The following is a 24850-nucleotide window of genomic DNA, read 5'->3' as shown; positions in this document are numbered from 1 at the left end:
TACAATACCCCTTCTAATCTTAATAACGTTAATTTTATCATATTCTACAGTAAGAATGATGGTTTCATCAAAAATTGTCCGTTTTTTTTCGTTTTTTAATTCATATATCTGAATTTTTCTACGACAACCGGTTGCAATTGCTTCCCTTGCAGCGCTTCTAATACTGTATCTTCCAGTAACTCCATACGAGCCACCATTGAGTTCGGTTTTTTCTCTGGTGCATCTTGGCCAAACGGGACGAAGTAGATGTTTTTCGTTGCCATTAGGCGCATGAGATTGACGCCATTAAGCCCTAAAGCATCATTTGTCGAAACAGCTAATACGACAGGCTTGCCATTTCTTAGCGTCGCTTTCGCTGCCATTAATACTGGAGAGTCTGTCATTGCATTTGCAAATTTACTCATAGAATTTCCTGTTAGTGGTGCAATTACCATACAATCTAGTGGAATTTTAGGTCCTAGTGGTTCTGCGCCAACGATTGAATTAATCGCTTTAAAGCCTGTTACTTCTTCAATCTTTTTAATCCACTCTGCTCCTTCTCCAAATCTCGTATTTGTTGATTGAACAGTGTAAGAAACAACGGGACGTACTTCTGCTCCCTCAGCAATTAATTTTTCTAAATGAGGCATTACTTCTTCGTACGTACAATGTGAACCAGTAAAACCAAATCCTATTCTTTTCCCTTTTAAATTCATTCCCCATTCTCCTTTCTTGTTATTACGTCTTCTGCTAGTAACTGAGAAAGAACGTTCGCTAAAATTTGTCCTGCTGTTTTTGGAGCAACAATACCTGGTAATCCAGGTGCTAACAGCGCTTTGACCCCTCTTTTTTCCGCATATCTAAAGTCGGTACCGCCTGGTTTAGAAGCTAAATCAATTACTAACGTATGAGCTGGCATTTTTGAAATGACATTCGCTGTCACAACAAGATGCGGAATTGTATTAATAACAATATCGATATTTCCTACTTCTTTCTCAATGTTTTGCATATGAAAAGGAGAAAACATCATTTCTGTAATACGTGCAATATGTTCCGATCGTCTTGCTCCAACTTTGACATGGGCTCCTAATGATTGAAATGCTCTGGCAACACTCATCCCTGTTCTACCAAATCCTAAAACCATTACATTGGAACCATGAATTGTATAGTCGGTATGTTGAATTACCATCATTAATGTACCTTCTACAGTTGGAATAGAATTGTAGATTGCCACATCATCACGATCAAATAATTTAACAAGTTTGCGGTTTGTAGTAGATACGAGATTTTCCAAGTAAGGCGTACCAATTCCTGAATATATAGTAAAGTGTTCTGGTGTATTTTCAATTTGTTCTTTCGTTATAGAAACTTTTTCGTTTGAAAAAATAGTATCTACTTCTCCCTTGGCATTTGTACCTGCAACTGGCAAAATAATTGCATCTACAGAAGTGAAATCTAAATTTTGTATACTTTCTTTTGCTGCCCCTGTGAAGCCATGATCTAACTGATCAAACCCTATCAATGAAAGTTTCGCATCCAATTCAACTAGCTTGCGAATTACTTCTAGCTGTCTTGCATCTCCTCCTATGACAGCAATATGCATCTCAGTCAACATTCCCTAATTCACCTTCTTTTTCTGTCATTTATAAGAAAAGTGCCTACTTTTTCTTTTTCCTCCACATCATATGTAATGTACGAGTTTTAGGTGATTGAAAAACAAAAAGCACGTATGATTTATCCCGCTATTTGTACGCAGTTAGACCCCACCTCAAAATTCGGCATATGAGAGGACATTATACGGGAAATTGATTTCCGATATAAGCTCGATTCATGTGAGCTTTTACTCAGCGGCGAATGAACAAAAAAAGATGACCAAAATGGCCATCTTTCACTTCGAATTTGAACGATCTTTCATATCACAAAGGATCATATCATGCCCTACTTTTTTAATTTGACTCCATGCTACTCTCGCTTCTTGTGGTTCCTTTTTAAAACCTCCCCATTTACCAGCAGGTATGATAAGAGCCTGTATTTTCCCATTCTTCTCATCGATTTCTAAATCCACATGGCCTAAAACTCCCATTTTTTCTGCTCTTTCTAAATTTACGATCTCTTTACCACTTAATTCGCTTAAACGCATACACTCTCCCCCTACCGAATTATGAATTTAAGTTATCCATAATTAGTACCTATTCTATATATCCAAAAAAAATAACCGTATCTCATTTAAAAGAGATACGGTTATTTTTACATACTTCATATAAAGCAATTATAGTTTTATTCCTTTTGGAAGTTTTCCATCTGGACTAATTAATGCTGCAGAGAACTCATCTGTAAACATGTTACGAATTAACTCATCAACATTTTCTTTTGTTACAGTGTTTACACTTTCAATAATCTCATCAAGTGAACGATGCTTACGAAGTAGCAATTCATTTTTACCATTGCGGCTCATACGGCTATTCGTACTTTCTAAACTTAACATTAAGTTTCCTTTTAATTGCTCTTTACTATTAATAAGCTCTTTTTCTGTAATACCTGTATTTTTCAATGTTTCTAATGTTTCCTGCATTGTGTCATACAGTGTATCTAATTGTTGGCTACCTGTTCCACCATACAGCGTTAACATACCTGTATCTTCATAAGAAGAATGGTAAGAAAATACTGAGTAGGCTAACCCGCGTTGCTCACGTACTTCTTGGAATAAACGGCTACTCATGCTACCACCTAAAACGTTATTTAATACGATTAAGTTATAAATATCTTCGTGTCCCATTTGTAAGCCTTTATATCCTAAACATAAATGAGCTTGTTCTGTTTCCTTTTTACGTGCTACCTTATTAAAATGGAAAATTGGGCTATGTACTTGTTCACGGTTTGTTGTTCCTTCATAGCTACCGAAATATTGCTCTACCGTTTGTAAAAAGGCTTCATCAATATTTCCTGCAACTGAAACAACGACATTTTCAGGTGTGTAATGATCCTTGATATATTGGCGTAGCGTATCACCTGTAAACGTATCAAGCGTTTCTTCTGTTCCTAAAATAGGATATCCAAGCGGATGCGTTTCATATGTCGCTTTTGTTAACATATCATGCACAATATCATCTGGAGCATCTTCGTACATTTTAATTTCTTCACATACGACATTCTTCTCTTTTTTCAGTTCTTCCTCATCAAATGTTGAATTAAAGAACATATCTGCCAATACATCTAAAGCATATTTAGCATGCTCATCTAGCACTTTTGCATAGTAACAAGTGTATTCTTTTGAAGTAAAAGCATTCACTTGCCCACCAATGCTATCAAATGATTCTGCAATTTCGCGTGCACTACGTGTTTCCGTTCCTTTAAAGAACATATGCTCTAAAAAGTGGGAAACCCCGTTATTTTTTTCATTTTCATTTCTTGATCCCGCATGGATCCAAATACCAATCGCAACCGATCTTACGGTTGGTATATTCTCCATAACGATTCTTACACCATTTTTACAAGTATATTTTTTAATCAAAAACTTTCCTCCTACTGCCAGTTTCTCTAAATAAGTGCTATTATTTAATGATAACAAGTTTAAGGATGAATGTCATGCAAATGTATTTAATCCACACGTTTTTCATCCAGTAATTCTGTTATATTCCCTACTTTATATCCTTGTTCCTTCAATTTTGTAATCATTGTATCTAATGCTTCTGCTGTAGATGAAGTTGGATGCATTAATACGATAGCACCTGGATGTATTTTTCTCATTACTCTCTGCAATAGTACATCTGGATCCGGTCGCTTCCAATCAATTGTATCGACAGTCCACATGATGGTTCCCATTTGAAAATCATCTGCAATTTTAACGACTTCATCCCGAAAACTTCCACTCGGCGGAGCAAACCATCTCACCTTTTGATTCGTAGCAGCTTCAATCATTCGATTTGTTTTTTGTAACTGATCTCGTATTTCATCAGACGATAGCGTTTTCATATTAGGGTGTGTGTAAGAATGATTTCCAACTTCTTGATTTGCATCAACAATCATTTTTGCAAATCGCAAATTTTCTTTCACCCAGCGTCCTTCTAAAAAGAAAGTCGCCTTCACATCATGTTTTTTCAATATCTCTAATATACGCGGCAAATACTCGTTTCCCCATGCCACATTTATTGTTAATCCCACCATCTTTTTATTTGGATGTCCCCTATAAATTGGAGCTGGTGATAAATCTTTTAAGTGGACACTCGGTGATACTTCCTTGAATTCAAGATTTGTTTGATCAAATTTCTTTAGCTTCTTCATATTATTATAGGATGCTTCGATATCAACTTGTCTTCCATTATATCCCGGTGTCGACTTCCATATTTTATCAATCATCGCATTTTGAGGTGCAATCTCATATTGTTTTGCATGTTTTTGAATTTCTTCATACAAGTCATCCTGTGCAAAAACGGAATAAGAGCCTACACTGACATATAAAAAGAATATACATATGTATGCCAATATACGAGCTTTCATATAAACCCTCCCATTAACTATATAAAAACCTTTTTTCTTCTTATCTTTGTTAATTTGAGCGTTATAATGAAAACTATACCTATACTGACATAAAAATATATATAAATCATATTTTTTACATAACAAAAAAAGCCAGTTTAACTGGCTTTTACTTATTGCTGCTCTTGTTTGTTTTCTTCTTTAGCAGCTTCTTTTTCTTGCTCTTCTTTTAGCAATACTTTTCTAGATAGATTCACACGACCTTGCTTGTCAATCTCGATAACTTTAACTGTAATTACATCACCGATCTTCACAACGTCTTCTACTTTACCTACACGCTCAAGTGCAAGTTCTGAAATGTGAACTAATCCATCTTTACCGCTGAATAATTCAACGAAAGCACCGAATTTCTCAACACGTTTCACTTTTCCTTCGTAGATTTCACCTACTTGTACTTCGCGAACGATATCTTCGATAATTTTCTTAGCTTTGTCATTCATTTCTTGATTTATTGAAGAAATGAATACTGTACCATCTTGCTCGATGTCAATTTTAACGCCAGTTTCTTCAATAATTTTATTGATTTGTTTACCGCTCGGCCCAATAACGTCACGGATTTTATCTGGGTTAATTGTCATTGTAATAATCTTTGGAGCGTAAGCTGATAATTCAGTACGTGGCTCTGCAATAACAGATAACATATGATTTAGAATGTGCACACGACCAACTTTCGCTTGTTGTAATGCCTCTTCTAAAATTTCACGAGATAGACCATCGATTTTAATGTCCATTTGCAGTGCAGTTACACCTTTTGCTGTACCTGCTACTTTAAAGTCCATATCACCTAAATGATCTTCCATACCTTGAATATCAGATAAAATTGTGTAATGCTCACCAGTTTTAACTAGACCCATTGCAATACCTGCAACTGGAGCTTTAAGTGGAACACCAGCATCCATCATTGCTAAAGTACTACCACAAATACTTGCTTGTGAAGTAGAACCATTTGATTCTAAAACTTCAGATACAAGACGTACTGTATATGGGAAATCTTTTTCAGATGGAATTACAGGCTCAAGAGCACGTTCTCCTAGTGCACCGTGACCAATTTCACGACGACCTGGTCCACGCATCGGTCTTGTTTCACCAACACTAAATGATGGGAAATTGTAATGGTGCATAAAGCGTTTTGATTCTTCTACACCAAGACCATCTAAAATTTGCACATCGCCTAATGCACCTAATGTACAAATACTTAATGCTTGAGTTTGTCCACGTGTGAATAAACCAGAACCGTGTGTACGAGATAAAATACCAACCTCTGATGCTAATGGACGGATTTCGTCACCTTTACGGCCATCTGGGCGGATTTTTTCAACTGTAATAAGACGACGTACTTCTTCTTTTACAATTTTATATAAAATCTCACTTACTTGTCCTAATGTATCAGCGTCAGCTTCCTGCGCTTCGTAATGCTCAATTACACGCTTTTTCACTTCGTTAATTGCATCTTCACGTGCATGTTTCTCATGTACTTGAATTGCAGAATGCATATCCTTCTCAGACATTTCACGTACAGCTTGATTAAGATCAGCGTCAACTTCATAAAGTTTCACTTCTGATTTCTCTTTACCTACAGCTTGTACAATCTCTTCTTGGAATGCAATTAGACGTTTAATTTCGTCATGTCCAAACATAATTGCTTCTAACATTGTTTCTTCAGGCACTTGATCTGCTCCTGCTTCAACCATGTTAATTGCATCTTTCGTACCAGCCACAACAAGGTGAATATCACTTTGTTCTTGCTGTTCTACTGTTGGATTAATAACGAATTCGCCGTTAATACGACCAACTGTTGCACCCGCGATTGGGCCTTCAAATGGAATATCTGAAATCGATAACGCTAATGAAGAACCAAGCATAGCTGCCATTTCAGAAGAACAATCTTGATCAACACTCATTACAATGCTGACAACTTGTACTTCGTTACGGAAACCATCTGCGAAAAGTGGACGAATTGGGCGGTCGATTAAGCGACTTGCCAAAATTGCTTTTTCACTCGGACGACCTTCACGTTTAATGAAACCGCCAGGAATTTTTCCGACTGCATATAAACGCTCTTCATAGTTTACTGTAAGTGGGAAGAAATCTACATTTTTTGGTTCTTTTGATGCAGTTGCTGTAGATAGAACCGCTGTATCGCCATATCTTACTAATACTGCTCCGTTCGCTTGCTTCGCAAGCTGACTTGTTTCAACTGTTAGCTGACGACCAGCTAAATCTATCGAGAAGACTTGCTTTTCTTGACTCATTTAAGTACCCCTCTCAATTTAAAGTATTCAATTCTTCTATGTAAATGGATAGTATATCACAATATTCTACCTCTAGTATTACCGAAAATGAAGTAAGCTATAAAGGGTAGAAGATATATTTTTACCTAACAAAAAAGCGGGAATATTCCCGCTTCTTTGACTATCGACGTAAGCCAAGCTTTGTGATTAATTCACGGTAACGTGTGATATCGCTATTACGAAGGTAAGTTAGTAAGTTACGACGTTTACCAACCATCTTTAATAGACCACGACGTGAATGATGATCTTTCTTGTGAGTACGTAAGTGCTCGTTTAGAGTGTTAATTTGCTCCGTTAGGACAGCAATTTGAACCTCTGGAGAACCAGTATCAGTCTCATGAGTTCTAAATTGTGCAATGATTTCATTTTTACGCTCTTGTGTTAAAGCCATCCTATTTCACCTCCTATTAATTAAACCCCCAATTACCTAGCAAGCGTCGGTGAGTCGCAATGCCAAGCAATGGTTGTCATAAAGTACATAACATAGAATACTACTTTTCATTTGAAAAAGCAAGTATATTCTTTTCGTTCGCAAAATATTCTTGTGCTGTTTTCTTATCTTTTGCAATTTGTTCAACTAACTCATCGATGCCATTGAATTTCTTTTCTTCTCTTATACGCATATGCCACTCTACTGTAACATTTTGATCATATATGTCTTTGTTAAATTCAAATAAGTGCACTTCAATAGATAATTGACGCTCATCTTCTTTAAAAGTTGGTTTATACCCAATATTACATACACCATCGTACCATTCATCGTGAACTTTTAATCTCACTGCATAAACACCTACAGGTGGTAATAGATACTCATCACTTAAACCTACATTAGCTGTGGGAAAACCAATTTGACGTCCACGCTTATCACCGTGTACAACCGTTCCCCCTACTGTATATGCTCTACCTAAAATAGATGGAATTTGTTCCATTTCACCATTTCGAATTAACTTTCGTAATGCTGTAGAACTTACTTTCTCTTCTTGAAATTCAACTTTTTCAATCACAGTCTGTGTAAACTCCCCTCTTGCATGAAATGGTAAAGTCTCCATCTTTCCTTTTCCTAAACGTCCATATGAATAATCAAACCCTGCTACTACATGCTTTACATTTAAACCAATAATATAATCATCTACAAATTGTTGTGGCAATAAGCCTGCAAACGATTCATCAAATTTAATAACATATAATATATCGATCCCTAAGTTTTCGACTATTTTTTCTTTATCACACATTGGTGTAATATACTCCGCATGCGCTTCCTTTTTTCCTAAAACAACAGATGGGTGCGGATAAAATGTCATAACTGCACTTTTATATCCTCGTTCATCCGCTATTTGTTTCGCAGTTCGAATCACACATTGATGTCCTAAATGAATGCCATCAAAAAATCCTAATGCCATTACAGTAGGTGGTAATTCTAATTTTTTTTGTTCATGTGGATGAGTTAAATGAATAAGTTTCACGCTTGAATTCACCTTTTTCTGTAATAATCCTTCCAATAATTCATTATAGCTTTAGTTCTTGATTATTCACAAGTACTTTCATCGGCTTTAGCATACCAGGGTGTTTTGGATGGTGCTCAAAAATTGCAAGGCAGCGATTATTTTTATCAAACACTGTTATAAATGGCGCTGTTATTTGCAATTCATTTTTTAAGAACATACCATTCTTTATTTTCTCTGCTTGCTTTTCATCTACAACCATTTTCGGGAACTTACTTAACGCTTCATCAATTGAAATGAAGATAGACTCTACTGTTCCATTTTGCACGTTTTCTTCAATTTCTTCAAATGATATGCAATCTTCTAATAAAAATTCACCAGAAGCTGTTCTTACAAGGTGAGACATATGTGATGGAAAACCAAGTTTTTCACCAATCATTACTGCTAACGTTCTTACATATGTCCCTTTACTACACGTTACACGGAAACGGAATGAAATATTTTTCCCCTCAAATACTTCACGGTCATCTAGTAATACAAATTCATGAATTGTAATTGTACGAACTGGACGTTCAACTTCTTGTCCTGCTCTTGCATATTCATATAATTTTTTTCCGTTAACTTTTACAGCTGAAAACATCGGAGGCATTTGTTCAATCGTACCTGTTAATGCAGCAAGAGCTCCTTCTACTTCCTTACGAGTAATAACACGATCTACATTTTTCGTTTCAACAACTTCACCAGAAGCATCTTCAGTTGTTGTTGAAAACCCAAGTGTTACTTCACCTTCATATGTTTTCGTCTCACTTGTTAAAAATTGTGCAATCTTCGTTGCTCGTCCTACACAAATAGGTAATACTCCTGTTACATCTGGATCTAATGTTCCAGTATGACCAATTCGTTTCTCACGCAATATCTTTCTTAATTTAAATACACAATCATGTGATGTCATGCCTTTTGGCTTATGTAATAATACTACACCTTCCATATATGTTCACCTCATCATAATTCTTTCATAGTAATTATCCAAAATTTATTTTGCATTGAAAAAATGGATAGACAAATGTCTATCCATTATTCTTCACGTTTACCGTCTTTATTAATTTGATGTAAAAGTGTATCAATTCGATGACCATATCCGATAGACTCATCAAACTCAAAGGAAATTTCCGGTGTTTTACGAAGACGAATACGTTGGCCAATTTCTGAACGAATGAAGCCTTTTGCCTTCGCTAAACCTTTTAATGTACTTTCTTTCTGCTCTTCATCACCTAAAACAGAAATATATACTGTAGCAATTTGTAAATCTCCACTCACTTGTACATCTGTTACTGTAACAAATCCAACACGTGGATCTTTAATTTTACGACTGATGATGTCGCCTAATTCTTTTTTCATTTGCTCGCCTACACGGTTTGCACGTAATTTCATAACTCTTCACCTCATTCAATACCATTCCAATTGTGTTATTGTACGTTCAATTTCAGGAAATGAATCGATGTACTCGAGTACACGATTCATTTCTTTTTCACAAATAACACGATTAGAGGATACAGAAACAATTGCAATTTCTGTACGTTGCCATACATCTTGATGCCCTACTTCTGAAACAGCTACATTATAACGCTGCTTCACACGAGTTAGCACCCGTTGCAAAATTGCTCGTTTCTCTTTTAAAGAATGCACATCGTAAATCATACACTCGAATGAGAGTGAAGCGATAATCATCGCTTCACTTCTTCCATAATGTACGCTTCAATGATGTCCCCTTCTTTAAGATCATTATATCTTTCAATTGTAATACCACACTCATAGTTTTGTGCAACTTCTTTTACGTCGTCTTTGAAACGTTTTAACGTATCAAGTTGTCCTTCGAAAATTACTACGCCATCACGGATAATACGCACGCCACTATCACGTGTAATTTTACCGTCAATTACGTAACAACCTGCGATTGTTCCAACTTTTGTTACTTTGAATGTTTGGCGTACTTCCGCTTGACCGATTACTTTTTCTTCGAATTCTGGATCCAGCATACCTTGCATTGCTGATTCGATTTCTTCGATTACTTTATAGATAATACGGTGTAAACGAACATCAACATTCTCTAATTCAGCTGTACGCTTCGCATTCACATCAGGGCGTACGTTAAATCCAATTACAATTGCATTAGATGCAGAAGCTAAAATAACATCAGATTCTGTAATCGCACCTACGCCTGTATGGATAATTTTAACTTTAACACCTTCAACATCAATTTTACGAAGTGACGCTGCCATTGCTTCTACAGAACCTTGTACGTCTGCTTTCACAATTAAGTTAATTTCTTTTACATCGCCTTCTTGGATTTGTTGGAATAAATCTTCAAGGCTTAATTTAGATTTTTCACCACGTTGAGCAAGTAACGCTTCTTGTGCACGTGATTCACCGATTTGACGAGCTTTCTTCTCATCAGCGAATGCCATGAAACGATCTCCCGCTTGTGGTACTTCGTTTAAGCCTGTAATTTCAACAGGAGTCGATGGACCAGCAACTTTTACACGACGACCAATATCACTTACCATTGCACGAACACGTCCGAATGAAGTACCAACAACGATTGGATCTCCAACTCGAAGTGTACCGTTTTGAACAAGTAATGTCGCGATAGTTCCTTTACCTTTATCAAGCTGTGCTTCAATTACAGTACCAGCTGCATAGCGGTTTGGATTTGCTTTATATTCTTCCACTTCACTTACAAGAAGAATCATTTCTAGTAAGTTGTCAATTCCTTCACCTTGAATTGCAGAAATTGGTACGAAAATTGTATCTCCGCCCCAAGCTTCTGGAACTAATTCATATTCTGTTAATTCTTGCATTACACGATCAGGATTTGCCGCTGGTTTATCCATTTTATTCACAGCTACAATAATTGGTACTCCAGCTGCTTTCGCATGGCTAATTGCTTCAACTGTTTGTGGCATAACACCGTCATCAGCTGCAACAACAAGGATTGTAATATCCGTTACTTGCGCACCACGAGCACGCATTGTTGTAAATGCCGCGTGACCTGGTGTATCTAAGAACGTAATTTTCTTATCATTTACATCAACTTGGTATGCACCGATATGCTGAGTAATTCCACCAGCTTCGCCTGCAGTTACTTTTGAATTACGGATAGAGTCAAGTAAAGTTGTTTTACCATGGTCAACGTGCCCCATAATTGTAACTACAGCTGGACGCTCTTTTAAGTTCTCTTCATCATCTTGCTCATCGATGAATGTTTCAAATTCAGTTTCACTTACAACTACTTCTTCTTCTACTTCAATACCATAATCAGTAGCAATTAACTCAATTGTATCTTTATCTAAGTCTTGATTAATTGTTGCCATAATTCCAAGCATAAAGAGTTTCTTAATAATTTCAGACGGCTCTTTGCTTAATTTTTTAGCAAGCTCACCTACTGTAAGACTTCCAGAGAAAGTAACTTTATCTGGTGTTTCTACAGTTTGTGTTTGTTGTCTTCCAGCAAAGTTATCTTGACGTTTGTCTTCATTCCCTTTGCCTTTTTTCTTTTTCTTATTGCTGTTCTTTTTACTACGAACAACTTTTTCTTCTACTTCAAACTCATCTGCAACAGAAGGTTTTTCAGTTTGATACGCATTATCTAATTTGTTTACTACTTCATCTTCTAACATTGTCATATGATTCGAAACCTCGATATTCATCTCTTTTAGTTTTGTCATAAGATCTTTACTTGAGATATTATTTTTTTTTGCATATTCATGTACTCGAATTTTACTCATACCTTCACCCCCGGTAATTTGTATCGAGCATGCTACGTAGCTTTTTCGCAAAGCCTTCATCTAACACAGCTACAACGACTCGCTCGTCTCTCCCAATCGCATGCCCTAATTGTTGTCGATTTTCGACTTTTTTCATTGGTACGTTGTAGTACGTCGTTTTATCAGTGATACGTTTTGTAGTGTTCGCTGACGCATCTTCAGAAAGCAATACGAGCTTCGCTTTACCACTTCGTACTTCTTTTAAAACGAGTTCTTCACCCGAAATGAGTTTTCGAGCGCGATTTGCTAGTCCTAAAAACGATTTCCAATCGGACACTTATTTCGACTCCTTCTCAACAAGCTCAAGAAGCTCTTCGTATAGAGAACCGTCGATTTTCGCTTTTAGATGATGTTCCAAAACATTTTTCTTTTGGGCTTGAAGAATACTTTCTTTATCTTTTGATAAATAAGCACCTCGTCCTGATTTCTTTCCAGTTAAATCAATGGACACTTCTCCCTCTTTGGAACGAACAATGCGAACGAGCTCTCGTTTTGATTTCATTTCTTGCGTTGCAACACATTTTCGTAACGGAACTTTTCGATTGCTCATACTCATCACCTCTATTCGATTTCGTCTTCAACTGAATCGAATCCGAATGCGATTACGCTATCTTCTTCTGTTACAATACCAAGTTGTTTCGCATCAGACTCACTCTTAATATCAATTTTCCAACCTGTTAATTTAGCTGCAAGACGTGCATTTTGTCCACGTTTACCAATAGCTAATGACAGTTGGTGGTCTGGAACAACAACAGTTGTTGCTTTTTCTTCTTCATCTACAAGCACTTTAACAACTTGTGATGGGCTTAAAGCATTTGCAACATATTCTACTGGATCATTTGACCAGCGAACGATGTCAATCTTTTCACCTTTTAGTTCGTCTACAATGCGTTGTACACGTTGTCCTTTTGGTCCTACACAAGAACCTACTGGATCAACATCAATGTTCTCTGCATGTACAGAAATTTTAGAGCGATCGCCTGCTTCACGTGCTACAGAACGAATTTCAACAGTTCCATCATAAATTTCAGGAACTTCCATTTCGAATAAACGTTTTAAAAGACCAGGATGTGTACGTGATACGTAAATTTGTGGTCCTTTCGTTGTTTTTTCTACTTTCGTAATGAATACGCGAATACGATCATGTGGTTTGTACTGTTCGTTTGGCATTTGCTCACTTACAGGTAATAAAGCTTCTACTTTCCCTAAGCTTACATAGATGAAACGAGCATCTTGACGTTGTACGATACCCACCATAATATCTTCTTCACGGTCACTAAACTCAGAGTAAATAACACCACGCTCTGCTTCGCGCACTCGTTGTGTTACAACCTGTTTTGCAGTTTGTGCTGCAATACGACCGAAATCTTTTGGTGTTACTTCAATTTCTAGTACGTCACCATCTTGATAGTTTGGATTAATTTGTCTTGCTTCTTCAACAGAAATTTCAAGACGTGGATCAAACACATTATCAACAACGTCTTTACGTGCTAAAACTTGAATTGTTCCCACTTCTGGGTTAAAGCTCACACGAACGTTTTGTGCTTGGTTAAAATTGCGTTTATAAGCAGAGATTAACGCTGCTTCAATCGCATCAATAATAATATCTTTGCTAATTCCTTTTTCTGACTCTAATACGAGCAAGGCATCTAACAACTCAGTGCTCATGAAGATCCCCCTTCTAACTAAAACGTAACAGCAAGTCGCGCATTTGCAACTTTATCCATTGGAATTTGGATTTCTTTTTTACGTGTTTTAATTGTTAATAATAGTGTAATTGTAGTACCATCGTAGGAAAGTAGCTTTCCTTCAAACATTTTTTCACCATCAATCGGCTCATATGTTTTAATTGCCACTTGTTTTCCTACCGCTTGCTGGAAGTCTTTCTCTTTCTTTAATGGGCGTTCCGCTCCAGGAGATGATACATCCAAAAAGTAAAGATGAGGAATTGGATCCTCTTTATCTAAAGCTTCGCTTAAACGTTCACTTACCGCACCGCATTCTTCAATGTCGACTCCCTTTTCAGAATCGATGAATACGCGTAAGAACCAGTCTTGTCCTTCTTGCACATACTCTACATCTACAAGTTCAAGATTTAACTCTTCAACAATTGGCTGCGCAAATGCTTCTACAACTTCTGTGACTTTCTTATCCATAAACAGCCTCCTTCCTGCCGCCATGTACCATTTACAAGAAAAGACCTCCGTTCATAAAAACGGTCCATCTTATTCTTTCTCGTTAGCTAACAAAAGCCCCTGCCATTTAGCAGGGAATATCTGTCTTAGTATTACCAAATTTAAGAAGTAAAACTTGTAACAAAATATGTATATACGACAGAAATTTCTTACCTCTCCACATCAATAAAACGTAGATAGTAACACGAAAGAGTGGGTTTCCCCACTCTTTTTTTTACACAATATACATGACATGGTTATCTCGGTTAATAGTATACCATAGCAAATGTTGATTTGCAAAGACTTTTCCTACCTATTAGAACAGTGATAACTGGTTTTGATCAGGTAGATCGCCTAAGCAACCTTGACTATCTAAATACTCAATAATTGTTTTCGAAACCTTACTGCGCTGCTGTAAATCTTCTTTTGATAAGAAATCTCCATTTTTGCGTGCTTCTACAATACTTAAAGCTGCGTTTGTACCAAGTCCAGGCACTGCATTAAATGGAGGAATTAAAGTATCCCCATCAATAATAAATTCTGTTGCATGCGAACGGTATAAATCAACCTTTTGGAATGAGTATCCACGCTCACACATTTCAAGTGTCATTTCTAGTACTGTTAATAAGCTTTTCTCTTTCGGCGCTGCATCCAAACCTTTTTGTGCAATTTCATCAATTTTTACACGTATAGATGCTGAGCCTTTCGCCATCGCTTCTACGTCAAAGTCATCTGCACGAACTGTAAAGTATGCCGCATAGAATAAAAGCGCGAAATGCACTTTAAAATATGCAATACGTACAGCCATAAGTACGTAAGCAGCCGCATGGGCTTTAGGGAACATATACTTAATCTTTTTACATGAATCAATATACCAACCCGGTACATTATTACTTTTCATGTCCTCTTCCCATTCTTCCGGTACACCTTTACCTTTACGAACCGACTCCATGATTTTGAAGGCTAATGATGGGTCTAGACCTTGATAGATTAAATATACCATGATGTCATCACGACACCCAATAACTTCACTCAGCGTACATGTACCGTTATAAATTAACTCGTTTGCATTACCAAGCCATACATCCGTACCATGCGATAGTCCTGAAATTTGGACTAACTCAGAGAATGTCGTAGGCTTCGTCTCTTCTAACATCTGCCTTACGAATTTCGTACCAAACTCTGGTATACCAAGTGTACCTGTTTTACAGTTAATTTGTTCTTCCGTTACACCTAATGATTCAGGTCCTGAGAAAATTTTCATTACTTCCGGATCGTCTGTTGGGATTGTTTTCGGATCAATACCACTTAAATCTTGTAACATACGAATAACAGTTGGATCATCGTGTCCTAGTATATCAAGTTTCAATAAGTTATCATGAATCGAGTGGAAATCAAAGTGTGTCGTTCTCCACTCAGCACCTATTGAATCTGCCGGGAACTGAATTGGTGAAAAATCAAAAATATCCATGTAATCTGGCACAACGATAATACCACCTGGATGCTGTCCGGTTGTACGTTTTACGCCCGTACATCCTGCTACTAAGCGGTCAATCTCTGCATTTCGAATCGTTAAATTATGATCATTTGCATAACCTTTTACATATCCATAAGCCGTTTTTTCCGCAACTGTACCTATTGTACCCGCACGGTATACATAATCTTCACCGAACAATACTTTCGTATAGTTATGGGCACGTGGTTGGTATTCCCCGGAGAAGTTCAGATCGATATCGGGTACCTTATCTCCTTTAAATCCAAGGAACGTTTCGAACGGAATATCATGTCCATCTTTCACGTATGGAACATTACATGCAGGACATTCTTTATCAGGCAAGTCAAAACCAGAACCTACAGAGCCATCATTAAAGAATTCTGATTGCTTACACTTCGGACATACATAGTGTGGTGGTAATGGGTTTACTTCTGTAATTTCCATCATCGTTGCAACAAATGATGAACCTACCGATCCACGCGAACCTACTAGATATCCGTCTACTAATGATTTTTTTACGAGCTTATGTGAAATTAAATATATTACGGCGAATCCATGTCCAATAATACTTTTTAATTCTTTTTCTAAACGCGCTTCTACAATTTCAGGTAACTCTTCACCATAAATGCTACGCGCCATTTTATAACTCATGTCACGCGTCTCATCATCTGCACCTTCAATTTTCGGTGTATATAGATCATCTTTCACTGGATGAACATCACCAATTAATGATGCAACCTTTTGTGTATTCGTTACAACAATTTCTTTCGCTACGTCTTCACCTAAGAATGAAAAACACTCTAACATTTCATCCGTTGTACGGAAATGTACAGGTGGTAATGAATGTCGGTTTAACGGATTAGCTCCGCCCTGCGAACTGACTAAAATTTTGCGATACATTGCATCCTCTGGATCTATATAATGCACGTTTCCTGTAGCAACAACTAGTTTATCTAACGTCTCACCTAGTTTTACTAAGTTAGAAATAATTGTTTTTAATTGCCCCTCATCTCGAACAAGTTCACGCTCTACTAAATGACGTAACACCTCTGGAGGCATTACTTCAATGTAATCATAGAACTGTGCAATTTCTTCTACCTCTTCAGGAGCTTTTTGCATCATTGCCTCAAACACTTCACCTTTATCACAAGCTGTTCCTACTAAAATTCCTTCACGATATTTTTTTAATAGTGACCTTGGTACTCGTGGTACACGGTAAAAGTAATTTAGGTGAGAATAGGAAACAAGTTTATATAAATTTTTCAATCCTACATCCGATGTGGCAAGTAATGTCATATGACTTGGACGTCCACGCTTATACGCATCCCCTTGCCCCATGCTATCATTTAATTGATCGTGATATTCAAATCCCTTTTCAATCACATCTTTTAACATTTTCACAAGTAAGTATCCCGTTGCTTCTGTATCATAAATCGCACGGTGATGTTGCGTTAATTCAATATCAAGCTTTTTACACATTGTGTTTAATCGATGGTTTTTCATTTCCGGGAATAAGAATCTTGCAAGTTCTAACGTATCAATAACAGGATTATTTGTTTTTTCTAATCCAGCCTTTTTAAAACCTACGTTAATAAAACCCATATCAAAACTTGCGTTATGAGCAACAAGTGTATGGTCGCCCATCCATTTTTCAAACTTTTTAAACACTTCGTCCACTTCTGGTGCATCCGTTAACATATCATCTGTAATACCTGTTAATTCAATAATCGTCGCAGATAATGGTTGATGTGGATTTGCGAAAGATTCAAAGCGGTCAATAATTTCGCCGCCTTTTACTTTTACAGCCGCTAACTCGATAACAGTATCATATACAGCTGATAAACCTGTCGTCTCAACGTCGAAAACAACATACGTTTCCTCTGCAAGTAAACGATGCGCTTCGTTATATGCAATCGGTACACCATCATTAACTAAATTCGCTTCTACACCATATATAACTTTAACCCCAGCCTTTTTACCCGCAGAATATGCCTCTGGGAAAGACTGCGCAACAGCATGGTCTGTAACAGCGATTGCCTCATGTCCCCATTTCCCTGCTTGGGCAACAAGTCTAGAAACAGGAGTAACAGCGTCCATTTGGCTCATCGGTGTGTGAAGATGCAGCTCTACACGTTTTTCACCTTCTGGCGCTTTATCTTTACGAGACGGTCCTGTTATTTCATTTATATCATTTGCAATCATTACTAAATCTCGAACGAATGTATCATTTTGAACAGAACCACGCGCTTTCACCCACATTCCTTTTTTCAAGGACTGCAACATTGGAATATCTTCTTTGTCACGTGAGAACATTTTGATCATAATAGAATCCGTATAATCTGTTATTTTTAAAGTTAATAACGTACGACCACTACGAAGTTCTTTCGTTTCTACATGGAAGACATACCCTTGAACTGTTTTTCTTCTTTCTTCATCTTGAATTTCTCGCATCGGTGTAATCTCTTCGTCTGGCTTAATAAGATACCCGAGTGTGACCGGTCCTTCATGCACAACGCTACTTTCTTCAGCTTGCTTCTTCGCCATTTCTTCCATAGCTTGTATAACACGTTCACGATCTTCTTGCTGCGTTTGCTCACGAAACTTTTGCATTTCTTCTGTATTTTGCTGTATATGTGTGTCTAACTGAAAACGCGGGAATCCAAAAGTTTCGTATTGATCCCCTACTGGTTTCGCTACGTTTTTCTTTAAAGCGGTAGATTCCAGCTCATTATTCACATTTATTAGCAACTTCACTCCATTCACCTGCGGAAGCTGCTTCTTTAAGTAAGCAAACATAGGTGAAAATGTAATTCGTTCCGTACAAAGTGGCCAATACGCCCTCACTTCTTCTTCTGTAAATTGTTTATTCTCTGTTTCTAATGCAAATGTTGTTCTTGCAATATGAGAAAATGATTGCTTAAGCTTTGTTTCTAGCAATTCATATAATTCTGTAGGCAAAATACGTGGCACTTGTAAATCAAAATGCCAACTTTTATTCACTTTATCAATAACGAGCCTTTCAATACCACCACCTTGTAAATATTGATTTATAAGGTCGTCTGGTATTTGCAACTGCTGGAGCAAAATTTGAAATCGCTCTTGTTGTTCGTTTGTTAAAGACATAAGCACTCTCCTTCCATTTGCTATTATAAATTGAAACGTACTACAAAGAAAGATTTCTCCCTTCTTCTTTTACAAAATACGTTTACAAAGAAAGAGAAGGTACCTCATTACGAGGTACCTCTTCTTATTTTAAAATATTTGCAATATATGTTTGAAGTTCTTCTACTTTCACTTCTTCAGACTCGCCTGTAGCACGTACTTTCACTTCTACAATACCTTCGTCTGCTTTTTTACCAACTGTCACACGAACTGGAAGGCCGAATAAATCTGCATCTGCAAATTTAACACCTGCACGTTCTGCACGATCATCTAGTAATACTTCGTACCCTTGTTCTTGTAATGAGTTGTAGATGTTTTCACCCATTTCACGTTGCGCATCAGATTTCATATTTACTGGAATTACATGCACATGGAATGGTGCTACAGCTTTTGGCCAAACTAAACCGTTCTCATCATTAAACTGCTCTGCGATTGCTGCCACTGTACGAGATACACCGATACCGTAACAACCCATAATAAGTGGTTGTGTTTTTCCGTTTTCATCTAGGAATGTTGCGTTCATCGCTTCACTATAACGTGTTCCTAATTTGAATACATGACCAACTTCAATTCCGCGTGCGAAAAGAATTGTTCCGTTTCCGTCTGGAGATTGGTCTCCTTCTTGAATGAAGCGTAAATCTATATATTGACTTACTTTAAAGTCGCGTTCTGGATTTACATTTACATAATGGAATCCTTCTTCGTTCGCTCCTGAACATCCATTAACAATTGATGCTACAGCATGGTCAGCGATAATTTCGATATCACCTGTTACACCAATCGGTCCTAAAGAACCAACTTCACAGTTTAATAATTCTCTCACTTCTTCATGAGAAGCAAGCTCAACAACTGAAGCGCCGTATACATTTTTCACTTTTACATCGTTTACTTCATGATCACCACGAACAAGTACAACTACTAATTTCTCATCTACTTTAAATACCATAGACTTAATGCACTTGTCAGCTTCAATGTTTAAGAATGCAGATACTTCTTCAATTGCTTTTTGATCTGGTGTTGCTACTTTTTCAAGTGACTTTTCTGCTTCATCACTCTTCGTATACGTAGCTACCACAGGAGCCATTTCGATGTTCGCTGCATAATTAGATGTATCAGAGTATGCAATTGTATCTTCACCAACATCAGATAATACCATAAATTCATGTGTATCTTTTCCGCCCATTGCTCCAGAGTCAGCAATAACCGCACGGAAATTCAAGCCACAACGAGCAAAAATGTTAGAGTATGCTTTGTATAAACGATCATACACTTCATCTAAGCTCTCTTGTGTAGCATGGAAAGAGTATGCATCTTTCATTAGAAACTCTCTTCCACGTAATAAACCGAAACGAGGTCTTTGTTCATCACGGAATTTTGTTTGAATTTGGTATAATGTTAACGGTAATTTTTTATATGACTTCACTTCATCACGTACAAGATCCGTAATTACTTCTTCATGTGTCGCTCCTAATGCGAATTCACGAGCGTTACGATCTTTCATACGCATTAATTCAGATCCGTAAGAATACCAACGGCCTGACTCTTGCCATAATTCTGCAGCTTGCATCGCTGGCATTAATAATTCTACAGCACCTGCGCGCTCCATTTCTTCTCGAACGATTCGTTCTACTTTGTGTAGTACTTTTAAACCAAATGGTAGAAAACTATAAATACCTGAAGCATTTTGACGCATAAAACCTGCACGAAGTAATAACTGATGACTCTTAATCTCCGCATCAGCTGGAACTTCACGTAATGTAGGACTGAATACCATACTTTGTTTCATTTATTCGCACCTCTTCATTTTACTCTTTTACGCAGTAAAACCCCTCACCTCGAGTTAGGTGAGGGATTTTATTCTACGATCTCTATTTCATTATAAGTTTCACTTTATTTTACAAGAAAAACTTACGAATGTCATTCCAAGTTACAACTAACATTAGTAACATTAGTAATGCAAAACCAATAAAGTGAACCATTCCTTCTTTTTGGCGGTCAATTGGTTTCCCTCGTAACGCCTCAATTAAGAAGAAGAACAAACGTCCACCATCTAAAGCAGGGACTGGTAGTAAATTAAATAAACCAAGGTTAATGCTTAAAACTGCTGCTAAACTTAATACACGTGTAAATCCATAATCTACAACTTGATCTGTTAGATTATAAATTCCCACTGGACCTGACAACTCATTAATAGAGAATTGACCAGTTACTAATTTCACAAGAGACTCAAAAATTAGTTTCGTCCATTGGTATGTTTGTTCAAAACCTGATTTAATAGAACCCATTACTGTTTTCTCTACTGGAGAGTAAACACCAATTCTACCAACTTCTTCTTTACCTTCTTTATCGAGCGTTGGCGTTACTTTCACATTAAACTGTTCACTATCACGCTTTACTTGTAACGTAATTTCTTTATTTGGGTTTTCACGTACAATAGAAACAACATCTTTCCATGTACTTGTGTTTTTCCCATCGATTGCTTGAATTGTATCATTTTCTTTTAATCCAGCTTGCTGTGCTGCACTATTATCCATCACTTTTCCGACCATTGGCTTGTCAACAGGAACACCTTGTACAAATCCTAGAATCACAAAAATAACAAATGCTAAAATGAAGTTCATCGCAGGACCCGCAAAGATTGTTAAAGCACGTTGACCCAATTTCTTGGAGCCAAACTGCCTATTATACGGAGCAATTTGAATTTCTTCACCAGCAGTAATGATACGAGCCTTTTCATTCACTCGGAATGTTTGAAGCTCTTCCTCGTACTCTTCATAGCCCGAAATTGTTAAATTATGCTCTAAATCAGCTTGTTCGACTTCAATGACACGAACATTTGGATACTTTTCATATCCATCAAAAACTAATTTCGCAACTTCGTCTTTTTCATTTAATACAAGGCCAACCTTTTTCCCAGGCTTTAACTCAACTGTGTCTGCATCCTCGCCAGCCATTCTTACATAGCCACCAAGGGGCAGTAATCGAATCGTATACACCGTTTCATTCTTTTCAAATGAGAATATTTTCGGACCAAAACCAATCGCAAACTCACGGCATAAAATACCTGCTCTTTTTGCGAAATATAGATGCCCTAGCTCATGGAAAAATACGAGTGCACCGAAAATTAGTATAAAGGCAATCGCTGTATTCAATTCCATAACCACCTTTGCTAAATTTGTTCCATCACAAACCGTCTTGTGGTTGCATCAATTTCCAAAATTTCCTCTAAGCTCGGACGTGCAATGACATTGTGATGGTTCATTGCTTTTTCAATGAGGTCTTCCACTGTTAAGAAACCAATTCTCTTTTGTAAAAAAGCTTCAACAGCTACTTCATTCGCTGCATTCATTACAGCTGGCATACTTCCACCTGCTTTTCCAGCTTCATACGCAAAACGTAGGCAACGGAATCGTTCTTGGTTCATTTTCTCAAAATGCAACGTCCCTATTTCCCATAAATTTAACTGTTTTGTGTCTGAAAGAGGCAATCGATCAGGATATGTAAGTGCGTATTGAATTGGTACTCGCATATCAGGCGAGCCAAGCTGTGCCATTACACTACGATCTTCAAATTCAACCATAGAGTGGATAATACTTTCTTTATGTAAAACAACATCGATTTGCTCATAAGGAATACCAAAAAGCCAATGTGCTTCAATTACTTCTAGCCCCTTATTCATCATTGTAGCAGAATCAATTGTAATTTTCGAACCCATTGACCAGTTTGGATGTCGAAGCGCATCTTCTACGGTCACATGATGCAATTCATCTCTCGTTTTATCACGAAAACTTCCACCGGAAGCCGTTATAATGAGTCGAGAAATTCTTTTTTCATTTTCACCATTCAAACATTGAAAAATAGCTGAATGTTCACTATCTACTGGAAGTAACGAAACATTATGTTTTCGTGCCGCTTCCATTACAAGATGCCCTGCAGTTACTAACGTTTCTTTATTTGCAATTCCAATTGTTTTTTTCGCCTCAATTGCACGAAGTGTTGGTAACAACCCTACGCTACCTACAACAGCATTTACTACAATCTCCGCATCTGGATGTAATGCTACTTCTAAAAGCCCTTCACTACCATATACAACTTTTGTATTACCAGAGACAGCTTGTAATTTTAAAACATCTTCCTCTCTTTGCACAGAGACGATTTGCGGAGAAAATTCTTGAATTACCTTTACTGCGTAGTCAATATTTTTCCCTACAGAAAAAGCAACGAGACGGAATTGGTCTGGGTGCGAGCGTAATACATCTAAAGTTTGTGTACCAATTGATCCGCTTGCACCTAATAAACTAATGTTTTTCATGACTCCAACCCCTCGTTCATTTATTAATTATATTGTAATAAGAAGTAGAGAATTGGTAAAACAAATAACCAACTATCTGTTCGATCTAATATACCACCATGTCCAGGTAAAATTGTACCTGAATCCTTTACGCCATAATGACGTTTAAATGCAGATTGTACTAAATCACCAATTTGTCCAAAAATAGAAATGATAATTGTCAACACAATTAAAATCCCTACATTAGCCTCAACTGGGAAGAACATATTGTAAACAAGTGCCACAACAACTCCACAAACGATGCCGCCTAATGAACCTTCAATCGTTTTATTTGGACTAATTTCTGGCCACAATTTCCTCTTTCCTAATGCCTTTCCTACGAAATATGCGCCTGAATCAGTAGCCCATATAACAAATAATGCACAAAACACATATTTAATTCCTAATATTCTCGTTTCATTTAAATATAGGAACCCCATTCCAACATATGTTGTTGCCATTAGTAAAAATGAAGCATTGTCAAAAGTAAATGTATTCTTAGAAAGGACTGTATATGATAAAAGTAATAAAACAATCACAAATGTGATTTCTAATTTACCTAATCCAATCTGCGTAAACAGTTCTGATGCACTACTTGGAATTAAAATAATCCATAATAATACTGCAGCTAAAACTGTTGGTACTGAAATAAGCGTAAGCTTATTCATACGAATTAATTCATATAAACCTATAGAAGCAAGTGCATACACTAAAACCGTAAAAGGCACGCCACCGTAAATTACGATGGGAATGAATAGCGCGGCAGCAACCACTCCAGTAATAATTCTCTGTTTCACTACCAAACCCTCTCTTTCTACACGCCTCCGAATCTGCGCCCTCTATGCTGAAAGTCTGTAATCGCATTTAGCAAATGTTCCTCGGTAAAATCTGGCCAATACACATCTGTAAACCAAAATTCCGAATATGCAATTTGCCATAACATGAAATTACTAATACGTAGCTCTCCGCTCGTACGGATTAACAACTCTGGGTCAGGTAAAGAACTCGTCATTAAATAGGAAGAAAGCATTTCTTCACTTACATCTTCAACACGAATTTTTCCTTCCTCACTATCTTTCACCATATGTTGCACAGCAGAAACGATTTCATCTCGACTTCCATAGTTTAACGCGAAATTAAGAATTAATCCCGTATTCTCTTTCGTATCTTCCATGGCCTTTTCCATCGCTCTGCGTGTATGCGTAGGAAGACGATCTTGTTGTCCTATTACTCGGACTTGTACGTTCTCTTCAATCAATTCTGGTAAAAATGTACCTAGAAATTCTTCTGGAAGCCTCATTAAATAGTCAACTTCCTTTTTCGGTCTTTTCCAGTTCTCAGTTGAAAAAGCATAAAGAGTTAATACTTTTACATTAAGTTTGCTTGCAAATTTTGTGATCTTCTTTACAACTTGCATGCCTTCATGATGTCCCGCAATACGAGGCATCGCTCTCCTCTTTGCCCATCTTCCATTACCATCCATAATGATGGCAATATGTTCTGGGATGTATCCTTTTTTCACTTTTTCAACGAGATGATCAAACGATGCGACCTTTTTACTTTTAAAAAAAGGAAAGTTTTTAAACATCATTCATACCCTCCAGCAAGCAGACGTAT

22 protein-coding genes are annotated in these 24850 nt (G+C 37.1%); all 22 read right to left on the bottom strand.

Annotation, left to right across the window (positions count from 1 at the left end; all coding sequences use genetic code 11):
- Positions 1-95: 95 nt before the first annotated feature.
- On the bottom strand, positions 96-695 hold the full coding sequence (gene dpaB, locus KVT31_RS04490) for a dipicolinate synthase subunit B (RefSeq protein WP_001049480.1): 600 nt from the start codon (positions 693-695) through the stop codon (positions 96-98).
- On the bottom strand, positions 692-1594 hold the full coding sequence (gene dpaA / locus KVT31_RS04485) for a dipicolinic acid synthetase subunit A (RefSeq protein ID WP_088097479.1): 903 nt from the start codon (positions 1592-1594) through the stop codon (positions 692-694). Before dpaA ends, dpaB begins: the two co-directional genes overlap by 4 nt.
- 273 nt (positions 1595-1867) lie before the next feature.
- Positions 1868-2119, bottom strand: a complete 252-nt coding sequence (locus KVT31_RS04480; protein ID WP_088097480.1) for a YlmC/YmxH family sporulation protein — start codon at positions 2117-2119, stop codon at positions 1868-1870.
- Between the two features lie 129 nt (positions 2120-2248).
- Positions 2249-3490: a M16 family metallopeptidase gene (locus KVT31_RS04475; RefSeq protein ID WP_088097481.1), complete on the bottom strand. Its 1242-nt coding sequence runs from the start codon at positions 3488-3490 to the stop codon at positions 2249-2251.
- Positions 3491-3576: 86 nt separating this feature from the next.
- Entirely contained in the window at positions 3577-4476 is a 900-nt protein-coding gene (locus tag KVT31_RS04470; RefSeq protein WP_088097482.1) for a polysaccharide deacetylase family protein, read from the bottom strand.
- A 152-nt stretch (positions 4477-4628) separates the two neighbouring features.
- Positions 4629-6767 carry a polyribonucleotide nucleotidyltransferase gene (gene pnp / locus KVT31_RS04465; protein WP_046957398.1) on the bottom strand — a complete coding sequence of 713 codons (2139 nt, stop codon included), beginning with the start codon at positions 6765-6767 and terminating at the stop codon, positions 4629-4631.
- A gap of 160 nt (positions 6768-6927) precedes the next feature.
- On the bottom strand, positions 6928-7197 hold the full coding sequence (gene rpsO / locus KVT31_RS04460; RefSeq protein WP_001229392.1) for a 30S ribosomal protein S15: 270 nt from the start codon (positions 7195-7197) through the stop codon (positions 6928-6930).
- A 100-nt stretch (positions 7198-7297) separates the two neighbouring features.
- On the bottom strand, positions 7298-8269 hold the full coding sequence (ribF, locus tag KVT31_RS04455) for a bifunctional riboflavin kinase/FAD synthetase (protein WP_088097483.1): 972 nt from the start codon (positions 8267-8269) through the stop codon (positions 7298-7300).
- Positions 8270-8312: 43 nt separating this feature from the next.
- Positions 8313-9236, bottom strand: coding sequence for a tRNA pseudouridine(55) synthase TruB (gene truB, locus KVT31_RS04450; RefSeq protein ID WP_088097484.1), 924 nt, complete (start codon positions 9234-9236; stop codon positions 8313-8315).
- An 86-nt stretch (positions 9237-9322) separates the two neighbouring features.
- Complete coding sequence (rbfA, locus tag KVT31_RS04445; protein WP_000776445.1) at positions 9323-9679, bottom strand: 30S ribosome-binding factor RbfA; 357 nt, start codon at positions 9677-9679, stop codon at positions 9323-9325.
- Between the two features lie 15 nt (positions 9680-9694).
- Entirely contained in the window at positions 9695-9976 is a 282-nt protein-coding gene (locus tag KVT31_RS04440; protein WP_000582364.1) for a DUF503 domain-containing protein, read from the bottom strand.
- Positions 9973-12033 carry a translation initiation factor IF-2 gene (gene infB / locus KVT31_RS04435; RefSeq protein ID WP_088097485.1) on the bottom strand — a complete coding sequence of 687 codons (2061 nt, stop codon included), beginning with the start codon at positions 12031-12033 and terminating at the stop codon, positions 9973-9975. Before infB ends, KVT31_RS04440 begins: the two co-directional genes overlap by 4 nt.
- A gap of 4 nt (positions 12034-12037) precedes the next feature.
- A complete protein-coding gene (locus KVT31_RS04430) occupies positions 12038-12349 on the bottom strand; it encodes a YlxQ family RNA-binding protein (protein ID WP_001286527.1) in 312 nt (103 codons plus the stop codon).
- Positions 12350-12622, bottom strand: coding sequence for an RNase P modulator RnpM (gene rnpM, locus KVT31_RS04425; protein ID WP_000071127.1), 273 nt, complete (start codon positions 12620-12622; stop codon positions 12350-12352).
- Between the two features lie 11 nt (positions 12623-12633).
- Positions 12634-13740 carry a transcription termination factor NusA gene (gene nusA / locus KVT31_RS04420; RefSeq protein WP_000102596.1) on the bottom strand — a complete coding sequence of 369 codons (1107 nt, stop codon included), beginning with the start codon at positions 13738-13740 and terminating at the stop codon, positions 12634-12636.
- A gap of 17 nt (positions 13741-13757) precedes the next feature.
- Positions 13758-14228 carry a ribosome maturation factor RimP gene (rimP, locus tag KVT31_RS04415; protein ID WP_000359098.1) on the bottom strand — a complete coding sequence of 157 codons (471 nt, stop codon included), beginning with the start codon at positions 14226-14228 and terminating at the stop codon, positions 13758-13760.
- A 334-nt stretch (positions 14229-14562) separates the two neighbouring features.
- Positions 14563-18864 carry a PolC-type DNA polymerase III gene (locus tag KVT31_RS04410; RefSeq protein ID WP_088097486.1) on the bottom strand — a complete coding sequence of 1434 codons (4302 nt, stop codon included), beginning with the start codon at positions 18862-18864 and terminating at the stop codon, positions 14563-14565.
- Positions 18865-18988: 124 nt separating this feature from the next.
- Positions 18989-20689, bottom strand: a complete 1701-nt coding sequence (locus KVT31_RS04405; protein ID WP_088097487.1) for a proline--tRNA ligase — start codon at positions 20687-20689, stop codon at positions 18989-18991.
- Between the two features lie 109 nt (positions 20690-20798).
- The gene (gene rseP, locus KVT31_RS04400; RefSeq protein ID WP_140392532.1) at positions 20799-22055 is read right to left on the bottom strand and encodes an RIP metalloprotease RseP; all 1257 of its coding nucleotides are present in this window, start codon (positions 22053-22055) and stop codon (positions 20799-20801) included.
- Positions 22056-22072: 17 nt separating this feature from the next.
- Positions 22073-23215, bottom strand: a complete 1143-nt coding sequence (gene dxr / locus KVT31_RS04395; protein ID WP_088097489.1) for a 1-deoxy-D-xylulose-5-phosphate reductoisomerase — start codon at positions 23213-23215, stop codon at positions 22073-22075.
- A gap of 23 nt (positions 23216-23238) precedes the next feature.
- Positions 23239-24030, bottom strand: coding sequence for a phosphatidate cytidylyltransferase (cdsA, locus tag KVT31_RS04390; protein WP_088097490.1), 792 nt, complete (start codon positions 24028-24030; stop codon positions 23239-23241).
- 17 nt (positions 24031-24047) lie between these two features.
- Positions 24048-24824 carry an undecaprenyl pyrophosphate synthase gene (gene uppS / locus KVT31_RS04385; RefSeq protein ID WP_000971311.1) on the bottom strand — a complete coding sequence of 259 codons (777 nt, stop codon included), beginning with the start codon at positions 24822-24824 and terminating at the stop codon, positions 24048-24050.
- Positions 24825-24850: the final 26 nt, after the last annotated feature.

The organism is Bacillus sp. GbtcB14 (genome assembly GCF_019091205.1).
GTDB lineage: Bacteria > Bacillota > Bacilli > Bacillales > Bacillaceae_G > Bacillus_A > Bacillus_A cereus_AG.
This window is presented reverse-complemented; position numbering and strand designations above follow the sequence as displayed.